The 12,463-nt window shown below is 48.7% G+C and carries 8 protein-coding genes and 1 pseudogene; 2 read left to right on the top strand and 7 right to left on the bottom strand.

Annotated features, from left to right (window positions below):
- Nucleotides 1–86 precede the first annotated feature (86 nt).
- Nucleotides 87–1,760: a dihydroxy-acid dehydratase gene (ilvD, locus tag BLW34_RS09325; protein WP_090578652.1), complete on the bottom strand. Its 1,674-nt coding sequence runs from the start codon at nucleotides 1,758–1,760 to the stop codon at nucleotides 87–89.
- 109 nt (nucleotides 1,761–1,869) lie between these two features.
- Between ilvD and lgt the strand changes: the two genes are divergently transcribed.
- Complete coding sequence (gene lgt, locus BLW34_RS09320) at nucleotides 1,870–2,685, top strand: prolipoprotein diacylglyceryl transferase (RefSeq protein ID WP_090578648.1); 816 nt, start codon at nucleotides 1,870–1,872, stop codon at nucleotides 2,683–2,685.
- A gap of 53 nt (nucleotides 2,686–2,738) precedes the next feature.
- Here the strand turns inward: lgt and BLW34_RS09315 are convergent, their stop codons facing one another.
- The 6 genes from BLW34_RS09315 to BLW34_RS17390 form a co-directional block, all read right to left on the bottom strand.
- On the bottom strand, nucleotides 2,739–3,620 hold the full coding sequence (locus tag BLW34_RS09315; protein WP_177166003.1) for a universal stress protein: 882 nt from the start codon (nucleotides 3,618–3,620) through the stop codon (nucleotides 2,739–2,741).
- Nucleotides 3,621–3,685: 65 nt separating this feature from the next.
- Entirely contained in the window at nucleotides 3,686–5,662 is a 1,977-nt protein-coding gene (locus BLW34_RS09310; protein WP_090578642.1) for a monovalent cation:proton antiporter family protein, read from the bottom strand.
- Nucleotides 5,663–5,857: 195 nt separating this feature from the next.
- The gene (locus tag BLW34_RS09305) at nucleotides 5,858–6,688 is read right to left on the bottom strand and encodes a posphoenolpyruvate synthetase regulatory kinase/phosphorylase PpsR (protein ID WP_090578639.1); all 831 of its coding nucleotides are present in this window, start codon (nucleotides 6,686–6,688) and stop codon (nucleotides 5,858–5,860) included.
- The gene (ppsA, locus tag BLW34_RS09300; protein WP_090578636.1) at nucleotides 6,685–9,057 is read right to left on the bottom strand and encodes a phosphoenolpyruvate synthase; all 2,373 of its coding nucleotides are present in this window, start codon (nucleotides 9,055–9,057) and stop codon (nucleotides 6,685–6,687) included. Before ppsA ends, BLW34_RS09305 begins: the two co-directional genes overlap by 4 nt.
- Nucleotides 9,058–9,428: 371 nt before the next feature.
- The gene (gene ybaL, locus BLW34_RS09295; protein ID WP_090578633.1) at nucleotides 9,429–11,153 is read right to left on the bottom strand and encodes a cation:proton antiporter domain-containing protein; all 1,725 of its coding nucleotides are present in this window, start codon (nucleotides 11,151–11,153) and stop codon (nucleotides 9,429–9,431) included.
- 326 nt (nucleotides 11,154–11,479) lie between these two features.
- Nucleotides 11,480–11,584 carry a hypothetical protein gene (locus BLW34_RS17390; protein ID WP_371263929.1) on the bottom strand — a complete coding sequence of 35 codons (105 nt, stop codon included), beginning with the start codon at nucleotides 11,582–11,584 and terminating at the stop codon, nucleotides 11,480–11,482.
- A 260-nt stretch (nucleotides 11,585–11,844) separates the two neighbouring features.
- Here BLW34_RS17390 and BLW34_RS09285 point away from each other — a divergent pair.
- Nucleotides 11,845–12,463 (top strand): annotated as a pseudogene (locus BLW34_RS09285) (IS4 family transposase); the annotation flags it as partial.

Below are 12,463 nucleotides of genomic sequence, written 5' to 3'. Positions count from 1 at the left end.
GTACCTTCGGACGCCGCAGCGCATGATTCAGTATAGTAAGGCTTATGCAAAATTTTACCGGAGCAAGTCCGTTTTTCAACGGTCTGCTAGTCGGTAATCGCTCCACGGCTGGCGGTCGATACCAGCTTCGCATACTTCGCCAGCACACCGCGCTGATAACGCGGTTCAGGTGCTTGCCACGCCGCACGGCGTTGCGCCAGTTCCTCCTCAGAAATATTAAGCTGTAACAAACGTTGTGCCGCATCAATGGTGATGGAATCGCCCTCCTTCACCAGTGCAATCGCTCCCCCCACAAAAGCTTCTGGTGCAACATGACCAACTACCATGCCATAAGTACCGCCGGAGAATCGTCCATCCGTGATCAACCCAACCGAATCTCCGAGGCCTTCACCAATCAGCGCTGAAGTAGGCGACAGCATTTCTCGCATACCTGGTCCGCCCTTGGGACCTTCATAACGTATTACCACGACATCTCCTGCTTGAATTTCCCTGGCAAGGATGGCATTCATGCATGCTTCCTCAGAATCGAAGACACGTGCAGGACCTGTAATTTTCGGATTTTTCACTCCCGTTATTTTGGCAACTGAACCTTCTGGTGACAAATTTCCTTTGAGAATGGCAAGATGACCCTGTGCATACAAAGGATTGTCCCATTGTCTGATGACATTCTGATTCTCACGTGGCTTCTCAGGCACATCCCGTAATACTTCCGCAATAGTTTCACCACTGATCGTCATGCAATCACCATGTAGCAAACCGCGCACCAGTAACATCTTCATGACTTGAGGAATCCCACCTGCATGGTGCAAATCAGTTGCCACATAACGCCCAGAGGGTTTCAGATCGCACAAAACAGGTACCCGTGCACGTATTTCCTCAAAGTCATCAATACTCAGATCCACCTCGGCAGCGTGCGCAATCGCTAGTAGATGAAGCACCGCATTGGTTGATCCACCCACTGCCATCACCACAGAAATGGCATTTTCAAGCGATTTCCGTGTAATCAAATCGCGTGGACGAATCTGCTTATTAATTGCATTGACTAAAACTTCTGCGGAACGTGCTGCACTAAGCCGTTTTTCTTCATCTTCTGCTGCCATGGTCGATGAGTAAGGCAAGCTCATTCCCATTACCTCGATCGCTGACGACATGGTATTGGCTGTATACATTCCGCCACAGGAGCCTGCACCAGGGCAGGCATGCCGTTCTACTTCCAGTAATTCCTTATCATCGATTTTATGAGCAGTGTACTGGCCCACGGCTTCGAACGCACTCACAATTGTCAGATCTTGCCCTTTATAGTGCCCTGCCTTAATGGTACCGCCATAGACAAATATGGCGGGTACATTCATCCTCGCCAGCGCAATCATCGCACCCGGCATGTTCTTGTCACAGCCACCAATTGCAATCACGCCATCCATGCTTTCTGCCTGCACAGCCGTTTCAATGGAATCAGCGATAACTTCACGGGACACGAGTGAATATTTCATTCCTTCGGTTCCCATGGATATACCATCGGAAACCGTTATCGTGCCAAACATTTGCGGCATTGCGCCGGCTTTTCTCAATGCACGCTCGGCACTGAGGGAGAGTTCATTAAGACCCATATTACAGGGTGTAATAGTAGAAAATCCATTGGCTACTCCAACAATGGGTTTATCAAAGTCTCCATCACCAAAACCCACTGCCCGCAACATGGCACGATTGGGGGAGCGCTTTGCTCCTTGAGTAATGGCTTGACTACGCTTATTGTCTGGCATGATTTCTCCTGAAAAGCTAAAAATGCAATCTGATTAACAAGCTGCGCACTGCAGCGATATGCTTACTTACCGTATAATGTGTATTTTACCGTAAATCAGCTCGTAACCTATGCTTATCCATCCTCAATTCGATCCGGTTGCACTCTCCATTGGCCCGCTTTCCATTCACTGGTATGGATTGATGTATCTGCTTGGTTTTTCTCTTTTTATTTTGCTTGGTCGTTATCGCATTAAGCAAAATAAGCAGGCAGTATTCACCAATACTATCCTCGATGACGCACTCTTCTATGGAGTCCTTGGCGTTATCCTGGGAGGAAGACTAGGACATGTATTGTTTTACCAGCCAGGTTATTACTTACAACACCCGCTGGAAATATTCGCGATTTGGCAAGGCGGCATGTCATTCCATGGGGGCTTCATTGGTGTCATCGTGGCGATGGCGCTGCTGGCTCATAAGCATAGACTTCAATGGTTTACTGTGACTGATTTCATTGCGCCGCTGGTACCATTAGGGTTGGGAGCAGGCCGCATCGGCAATTTTATCAATGGCGAATTATGGGGACGGCCCACTGATGTAGCCTGGGGCATGATTTTTCCACACGTCGACAATCTTTCGCGTCATCCTTCTCAACTTTACGAATTTGCGCTGGAAGGGATCGCTTTATTTATCCTGCTCTGGATCTATTCAAGTAAATCACGCCCACTAGGAGCTGTCTCCGGCATGTTTCTGATCGGGTATGGCACATTCCGCTCGTTTGCAGAATTTTTCCGCGAACCCGATGATGGTTTTATGGGGATATTAACTTTGGGCGTCAGTATGGGGCAATGGCTGTCACTCCCCATGATTGCTGCAGGTATAGGATTGCTGATTTGGGCACAGCGATCATCAAGCAAACCAACATTAAAAACCAAAAATTGTCGTTAAAGCAATCTGGAAAACTGCGCCACTCTATTCTCCAAACATGCTCATGACAGCTGCTATTGCACAACCAGCACATCACAAGGACATTCTGTCAGCAGATGAAGTGTCACGCTTCCTAACAGCAATTGTTCAGTCAGAGATTTACCATGCTTGCCGACAACGACAAGATCTGCGCCGATTTCGAGCACTTTATCTCGTAATTTGGCAGGAACATGACGGCCATGTTCAATCATACGGCACACATTACGACTGTCTATTCCTGATGTTTCGATAAACCCCTTCATCTCTGCCTCAGCTTCATGGCGTGCATGGATACGGTATTTCTGAATGATTTCATCCGTAACGCCTGCATACCGCATCTTACCCTCGAAGGGTGCTTCAAAGATGTGTGTTAGATAAATTTCGCTTTGCGGGGCAATCACATTCCCGTATGCAAATGCTGTCAACGAATGCGGAGAAAAATCGACAGCAACAAGCACGCACCGATAAGCGGTTTTAGCTTCGCGTCTGACCACGAGCATAGGTTTACGGCTTTGCCGGATAAGCCGTTCGGTCGTGGTCCCCAGGGCAAAATCACGCAATGGATTTTCCCCATGCGCACCCAGTGCTAGTAAATCAAAATCCTCTGATACTTTCAAGATCGTGTCCAGAACATTACCCACGCAAACCCTTGGTTCAAACGCAAAGCCCGCTTGCTCTTGGATTTTTGCAATCAGTTGATTGAGTGACCGGGAGGCATTCGTCACCATGGATTGCTCTACTTCCACGGGCAGATTGGCGAAGTGTTTCAAGTTATCCAGCCATGATGATTTAAGCACATGGAGTATCACACCCTGCGATGCTCCTGTCGCGGCAGAAATTATTGCGGCACGTTCAGCGGCGTATTGTGCATCAGCGGAAAAATCAGTTGCCGCCAATATAGACTGTATACGTATCATGCAGTAATCTCCTATGATTGTCTCAGTATTGTTCATTGAAACGTATGTCTCAGTCAATCTTGAGGTCAAACAGACAAAGCTTTTTCTGCACGCTCCAGATCATCGGGTGAACCAAACAGTACGATCACATCACCCACTTGCAATGGAGTATCAAGTGAGGGGGCAAGCTGCCGCCTCCCTTGCCGTACCAACGCGGTTACTGCAATCCCTTCAAGATTGAATTCTCGCAGAGTACGCCCTGCAGCGCCACTATCTGGCGGCAGAATGATCGGCCTGAGCCGATCAGCATCGTTCTCCTGGAGCGTATCGGTAAATACATTGTTGCCTCGGTAAAACTCACGCAGCAAATGATAACGTTTATCCCGTTGTTGCTGCATGCGACGCATTACTCGCGAGATCGGCACATCCAGCAGCAGCAGCGTATGCGCAGCAATCATCAGTGCAGCTTCCAGCGTTTCCGGCACCACTTCTGTCGCACCACTTTCCCGCAGCTCATCCACATGACTTTCATCACGAGTACGCACCATCACAGGAAGATCCGGGCGCAAATCTCGCACATGATGCAAAACCTTATGAGCAGACATGATATCCTCGTGACTAATCACAAGAAGCCGTGCAGTGCTTACACCGACTGCCTCGAGAATATCGCGTTCTGCAGCGTCACCATAAAAAACCTGTTCACCGGCAGTATGCGCCTCCTTTACTTTCACAGGATCAAGATCCAGCGCTATGTAAGGTATCCGCTCCTCCTCCAGAAAATGAGCCACACTTTGACCAATACGCCCATAGCCGCAAATGATGACATGATCTCTTAATTTACTGGTAGTTTCAGTATTGAGTTGCAATGTCGTGTCTTCACGCTGAGAAGCTGGCTGTCGTACGAAAAGACGAGCAAGTGCATGATTATAGCGAATGAGGAACGGCCCCCCGATCATGGAAAGCAGCACCGAGGCGAGTGTGATCTGACCGGTTTCTTGGTCGATTGCCTGCATGCCAAGCGCAATCGTGAGTAAAGCAAAACCAAATTCTCCCCCCACTGCCAACAACCACCCGGTGCGCCACGCAGTTAATGTATCAATTCTTACTAACTGTACAATCTGGGCAACGATAAAGGCCTTGGAAACCATGAGAACCACAGCGCCAGCCAGTGCCCAATGCCATATCTGTGGAAATACGGATAAATCGAATAGCATGCCAATCCCGACAAAAAACAAACCGAGCAATACATCGCGAATGGGTCGAATGGTTGATTCCACTTGATGGCGAAATTCTGTTTCACCTAACACCATACCGGCAAGAAAAGCTCCAAATGCGGTAGACATCCCAAGATTCTGAGTAATCCAGGCTGCGACCAGGGAAACAAACAATACGGTCAAGGTGAATACCTCTGCCGATCGTTGCACCGCAACCAAATGAAACAAAGGTCGTAGCAGTTTTCTGCCCACGATAAACACCAGCGCGAATGCCAGCGCAGCTTTGGCAAGCGCTAAGCCGAGCGAACTCGCCAATGCGCCAATCCCCTCAGCAGCCGCGCCAAACGCAGGAATTACGATCAGGAAAGGTACCGCCGTGACATCCTGGAAAATATTCATCCCCGTACCGAGCCTGCCGTGCCGGCTGTGTTCCTCTCCCTGTTCACTAAGTGTCTTACTGATGATCGTGGTAGAAGACTGCGCAAACACTGCCCCTACCACAAAAGCTGCCGCAACCGGCAAACCCATCAGCCACACTACGACACCTACAGCTATGGTGGTCAGCAGCACCTGAGCTGTCCCTAGACCTAATACCAGACCGTGCGAAGCGTAAATTTGCGGCAGCGAGAAATTCAATCCAATGGTAAACAACAGAAAAACGATCCCGAACTCCGCCAGCATGTGAATAGGTTGTGCTTCAATGACCGATCCAGGCGTATATGAACTAAGCAGAACACCTACCAGTATATAACCCAAACTCGGCGGGACGTGAAGCCGATGAAAGGTAACCACCACAATGATCGCCGCTCCAAGCAGCATAAGGATTGGGTGAAAAAACTGCTCAATCATCAGAAACCTTTCAGGAATCTCAAAAATATACTGGGTTGTGAATGCTGCTTCTTAGGTTGCCGGCTGCCTCTCTCACCAAAAGACTTCCTGCTTCAGATTACGGTTATCAGTCAGATACATGAAATGAACCCGCTGAAACATTGTAACATCTAGCCGCAACACAACCTGGCGGCAGCTATGCGATCTTCTTTCTTATCAACCGTACAACTGCCGCTTCAAACCACTGCGATCAAGAATGATGGCGCTGATTTCTTCGATAGAGATATGCGTGGTATCCAGATAGGGAATACTGAATAGCTGAAATAAGGATTCTTGCCATTGAATTTCGCGCTGGCACTGGGCAAGCGATGCATACTGGCTATTTGGACGACGTTCCTGGCGAATAAAATGCAGCTGCGCTGCACTGAGCGTCAGTCCAAATAACTCATTTCTAACAGGTTCTAGTACTTTGGGTAGCTGTATCACAGACATATCTTCCTGGGTGAGCGGATAGTTTGCGGCGGCAATCCCATACTGCAATGCCAGATATAGACAGGTGGGTGTTTTACCAGTACGAGACACTCCCATCAGAATAATGTCGGCTTCCGTAAATTTTCCCGGGTTAACCCCATCATCATGCGCCAGCACGTAATTGATCGCTGCCATCCTCTTAAAATAAGGCAGACGGTACTGCAGACCATGAGAGCGTCCTGCCATTCTTGCAAACGGTTGGTGAAGTTCTTCTTCGATTGAGCTGACGAAGGTTTCAAAAAAATCATAGACCCGGCAATTTGCCTGTCGAATCACTCCAAGAATATCCGGTTTAAGCAACGTACTAAAAACCAGTGGTCGATGACCATCCCGCTCGGCAGCTCGATTGATCTGCTCTGCTACTACCAGGGCTTTTACAGAATCGCCCAGAAATGGCACATTGATCTTTTCCCATTCAATCCCATCAAACTGGGTCAACAAGCTGTGCCCAAGGGTTTCTGCAGTAATGCCGGTACGGTCCGATAAATAAAAAACGGTGCGTTTCTGCCTGGTCACGATTTATCTAAATTAGCCAGATGCAGCCAAGTATCCACGACGGTATCCGGATTCAGCGATAAGCTATTAATCCCCTGTTCAAACAACCAAACCGCAAAATCCGGATAATCGGACGGACCCTGACCACAGATACCGATATATTTACCCTGCTTGCGACAGGCGTCTATTGCCATTTTGAGGATCTTTTTAACAGCCGGATTGCGTTCATCGAACAAATGGGACACTAAACTGGAATCACGATCAATCCCCAGCGATAACTGAGTCATATCATTCGAGCCAATGGAGAAACCATCAAAATATTGCAAAAACTCCTCTGCCAGTATCGCATTGGATGGAATCTCGCACATCATGATCAAACGCAGCCCATTCCTGCCTCGCACAAAACCCAGTGACGCCAGCAGTTCCGTGACTTGCCGGGCTTCCTCCAGGGTGCGGCAGAATGGAATCATGATCTCAACATTGGTCAAACCCATCTCATCACGTACTTTATGCAATGCCTGGCACTCCAGCTCAAAACAATCGCGAAATGAAGCTGCCAGATAACGTGATGCGCCACGAAATCCAATCATGGGATTTTCTTCCTGTGGTTCATAACGATCACCACCAATCAGCTTGGCATACTCATTGGATTTAAAGTCGGAAGTGCGGACGATGACAGGGTGTGGATAAAAGGCTGCCGCCAGTGTTGCAATGCCTTCCGCCAGTTTATCCACATAAAAGCTGACAGGGTCAGCATAACCGGCCATTCGTCGGCCAATCTCATTTTTCAGATCTTCTGGCAAATGAGCAAACTCCAGCAATGCTTTCGGGTGGATGCCTATCATGTTATTAATGATAAATTCCAGTCGCGCCAGGCCAACTCCTTGATTCGGCAAACGTGAAAATGCAAAGGCATGGGATGGATTACCAATATTCATCATGATCTTAACGGGTAAATCAGGCAGCTCACCAATATCGGCAGTCGTATGCTCAAACAGCAGCAATCCTTCATAAACGTGGCCGGTATCTCCTTCAGCACAGGAAATTGTAACTTCCGTTCCATCCTTGATTTGTGTCGTGGCATCACCACAACCCACTACTGCCGGAATCCCCAGTTCGCGCGCCACAATCGCTGCATGACAAGTACGCCCGCCACGATTCGTGACGATCGCAGCAGCCCGTTTCATGATCGGCTCCCAGTCGGGATCTGTCATATCGGTAACCAGCACCTCTCCTGATTGGATAGTATCCATCTGATCCGTGTGCATGATCAAACGCGCTACCCCCTGCCCGATCTTTTGCCCGATGGCGCGCCCTTCGGTCAATACCTTCCCTTTCTGACTCAATTTAAAGCGCTCTACAGCGGAACCCACTCGGCTTTCAACGGTTTCAGGGCGAGCCTGTACAATATAAAGCTGTCCATCTACCCCATCTAATGCCCATTCGATATCCATCGGACGACCGTAATGCTTTTCGATAATCAGGGCCTGCTGCGCCAGCGCTTCAACTTGCGCATCAGATAAACAGAAACGCTGACGGCGTTCTACTTCCACTTCGCGCATCACTGTGGATGAGCTCTGCTCATCACCGTCGCGGTAAATCATTTCGATGGCTTTGGCGCCCAAACGCCGCGAAAGAATGGCTGGGTGACCTGTTTCTAATCCCCGCTTATAAACGTAGAATTCATCCGGATTGACTGTGCCCTGCACGATGGTTTCACCCAGGCCATACGCTGCTGTGATGAAAATCACATCCCGGAAACCCGACTCGGTATCCAGCGTGAATGCTACGCCACTCGCTCCCAGGTCGCTGCGTACCATCTTCTGAATCCCTGCTGACAGGAATACCTTGTCATGCTGGAAGTGATGGTGAACTCGGTAGGCAATGGCGCGATCGTTATATAACGATGCAAATACCACTTTGATCGCTGCAACAAGCTGCTCCAGACCGCGAACATTCAGCAAGGTTTCCTGCTGGCCGGCAAATGAGGCATCTGCCAAATCTTCAGCTGTTGCAGATGAGCGTACTGCAAAAGAAGCCCTATCACCACTATTGGTTACCAATTTTTCATAAGCCTGAGTAACTGCTTGCAGCAAGGCATCGGGCAACGATGCCTCCAGTAGCCAACCACGAATTGTTTTGCCTACAGTGGTCAGTGCATTGATATCACTGACATCCAATTGATCCAGCAAATGGTTGATGCGCTCAGTCAATCCATTGCTCGCTAGAAAATCGCGATAGGCGTGCGTGGTGGTAGCAAAACCGCCCGGCACATTGACACCTGCCCGACTGAGATGGTTGATCATTTCACCTAGCGAGGCATTCTTACCGCCGACGATGGCTACATCATCCTTACTCAACTGGTCAAACCACACGATATAATCAGTCATCGCGAAAAACTCCTGGTTTCTGAAACGAAAAGAAAGTCAGTTTTGATCGTTACACTCGTGAATTCTAGCATCTCATGACTCATATCCGTACTCCGAAATGGAAATCTTGATCTCTTTGTTCACTTCCTTAAGTCATACTCGAGCGCCACAAATATGGAAACTAATCATACAAATGTATCGCTTTGGATAGCCGACCCACTACCGGCCTGCTGCTAACCACTGACCTCAGCGCCGCTGTAATCATACTATGCCCAGCTTGCTGAAAAATAACAAGCCAAGCACCACCTGATCGATTACTCGCAAGACACTGATTCTGCGGGAATTACGCGTTGCAATCTAAAATTTTATCTTAACCCGGTTCAGCGGTGCGCTCATGCATGCTTGCCATGTGCCGGTGCTATCGACGGGGGGGCGAAGCGTTGTAAAACATGACTCGTGATACCTTTGGCAAGCTCCTCCTCACCAAAGAAGACCGTGCCAATATTCTCTTTGCGCAATAATTGCGATTCATCCTCACTATGAGTCCGCAGCACGATTTCGATGCCTGGATTGAGTGTACGCGCGGTGTCGACTATTTGGCGAACATTCAGCAGATCCGGAGTCGCGATAACAAGCATTGCCGCATCCGCAATGTGAGCTTGAATCAATACTGCCGGATCGGTAGCGTCCCCTGATACGGCGACGACTCCTTTGTTACGCAAATCCTCAACCAGTTCGCGGTTCTGCTCTGCAATCACGTAGGGAATGCCCTGCTTGTCCAAAGCATCGGCAATGCGGCGCCCAACTCGCCCGCAGCCTACCAGCACCACTTGGCCTTCAAGATACTTGCGTTCAGTACTCATCGGCAGTTCTGCGTAGGGATCTTCTCGACGCTCTAGACTGCGCGCCAGCTCAGAACGATCGAGAAGCCACTTTCTAAATGGCTCGATAGCCGTAAACAGGAAAGGATTCAGTGCGATGGAAATCAGCGCACCAGCAAGCACCAGATTCATTCCCTCAGTGGTCAATAGTCCGAGCGACAGGCCCAATCCAGCCAGAATAAAGGAAAACTCACCGATTTGAGCCAGACTGGTAGCAACCGTCAGCGCAGTATTAAGTGGATAGCGAAAAGTAAGCACCAGTACCAGTGCCGCGATTGATTTACCAATGATAATAATGGCGACCACGCCCAGTACATGAGTTGGCTGATCGATCAGTACCGCCGGCTCGAACAACATACCCACTGCCACAAAGAAAAGCACTGAAAATGCATCACGCAACGGCAAAGACTCTTCAGCGGCACGGTGACTAAATTCAGATTCGCGCATTACCGTGCCAGCAAAGAAAGCGCCCAGTGCGAATGACACACTGAATAATTCCGCTGCGCCATAGGCAATGCTAATCGCGGCAGTAATTACTGCCAGGGTAAACAGTTCCCGGGAGCCTGTGCGTGCGATCTGCCATAATAGCCAAGGCAGTACACGGTGGCCAGCGATCAACATCAGAGCGATGAAAGCTGAAACCTGTAACAAAGTTTGTCCAAGAGTGATCCACACGGAAGTAGTATTTTCGACGCCCGCAGGTGTGCCGCCCAATATACCCGCAAGCGGGGGTAGCAGCACCAAAACCAACACTGTGGCAAGGTCCTCGACCACCAACCAACCTACTGCGATGTGTCCGTTCATTGTTTCGAGAATGCCACGAGCTTCAAGTGCCTTGAGCAACACGACAGTGCTGGCACAAGATAACGATAGCCCGAAAATCAACCCGCTCCCCAGGCTCCAACCCCACCACCAGGTCATGCCCATACCTAATACTGTCGCTAACCCCATCTGCACTACTGCACCGGGTATCGCAATACGTTTTACCGCAAGCAGATCATTGAGAGAAAAATGGAGTCCAACACCAAACATCAGCAGCATAACGCCGATTTCCGATAACTGGGAGGCGATACTTACATCGGCAACAAAACCAGGTGTTCCCGGACCAATGATGATGCCTGTGATCAGATAGCCAACCAGTGCAGGTATCTTGATTCGCTCAGCAACGAAGCCAAGCATCAATGCAATACCTAAGGCGACGGCAATAGTAGTAATTAAAGAAATATTGTGTTCCATTCAGCTCCCATTTATTATGCATTGTACAAAAGTGCTCAAGCGCCTCCTTTGTTTATATGGATAGTCTATGATATTGAGCTTTCCGCCATTCAAGTCTGTCAAACTACGATTCGTAGATTAATGCTAGCTGATCTGGATCACTAGCAGCACTAAATTCACCTTATAAAAATATCTTTTTACCGTTAAATAAAGAAGTCTCACCAATTCTATCCACTTCAGAAATCAGCTGAACAGCTTCTTGCTGTAATGTGATGGATCACTTGCGTTGTTAGCCGCATTGACTGGCTGAATCGCCAATTCGCAAAAGTACTGTAATGATGACGTAGCTACGGATAAACCCCCTCTGCTGCTTGCACCATGGAAGTTCCATCGTTGGCATCTCTGGTAATCTGATTCATTCCTCGGATCTGAGCGGTAAAACGATCAGAAATTGCTAAATCTACAGCAATGATTGCAATTCATTTTGTAACACATTGAGATCACACTGTGAATTTAATCATGCCATATTAGGTGTTGATAACCTGCAATTTTGCTCTCCCAGCCTAACGTCATAGGGATCAGGTACTGAGGTATCCCCACAAAATATCATTAAGAAACAATGTATTGTTGGATGGAATTCAGATAAAAATAAGATCAAGCCGTTCTGAGCATAAAATTTCTTTCTAAAAAAATAACCTGGAAGGATAAATTTATGTCGATTATTGAACTGCTGCATAACTTATTGAAAGAAAAAGTTCCCGGCATTCATGCTACCCGTCTCCAAGCTCTGATGGCTGCTGTTCAGGCTGGTTTGAAAGGAGCGTCTGTATCGATTACGCAGCTCGGGCGATCGCTTTCCGGACCTGCCTATATCAAACACAAAATCAAACGTATGGATCGCATAGCCGGCAATTACCATCTCAACAGCGAACGCATGGAGATATACGGCACCATGACCCGATGGCTATTGCAATCCCTGCCCATGCCCTTGATCCTTATCGGCTGGTCGCCCCTGACAACAGATCAGCATCAGCAACGCTTACGAGCGGCTTTGCCTGCGGGAGGGCGTTCCGTTACCTTGTACGAAGAAATTCATCCCGTTAAGAAACCGGGCAACCGTCGGATACAGCAGCGATTTCTTAGGAGTTTGCAAGCATTGCTACCAGCCGATGTAGCGCCTATCATCGTTGCTGATTCTGGATTTCGCACGCCATTCTTTCGCGAAGTTGAAAATCTGGACTGGCATTGGCTCGGGCGAATCCGCAATCGCGATTTCATTGCCCGGGTCAACCGGCCTAACGATTGGCTGGCGGCAAAGTCACTCTACGCTA

Source organism: Nitrosomonas sp. Nm58, assembly GCF_900107335.1.
Taxonomy (GTDB): Bacteria; Pseudomonadota; Gammaproteobacteria; order Burkholderiales; family Nitrosomonadaceae; genus Nitrosomonas.
Note: the sequence above shows the minus strand (reverse complement) of the source record. Positions and strands in the feature narration are given on the sequence as shown.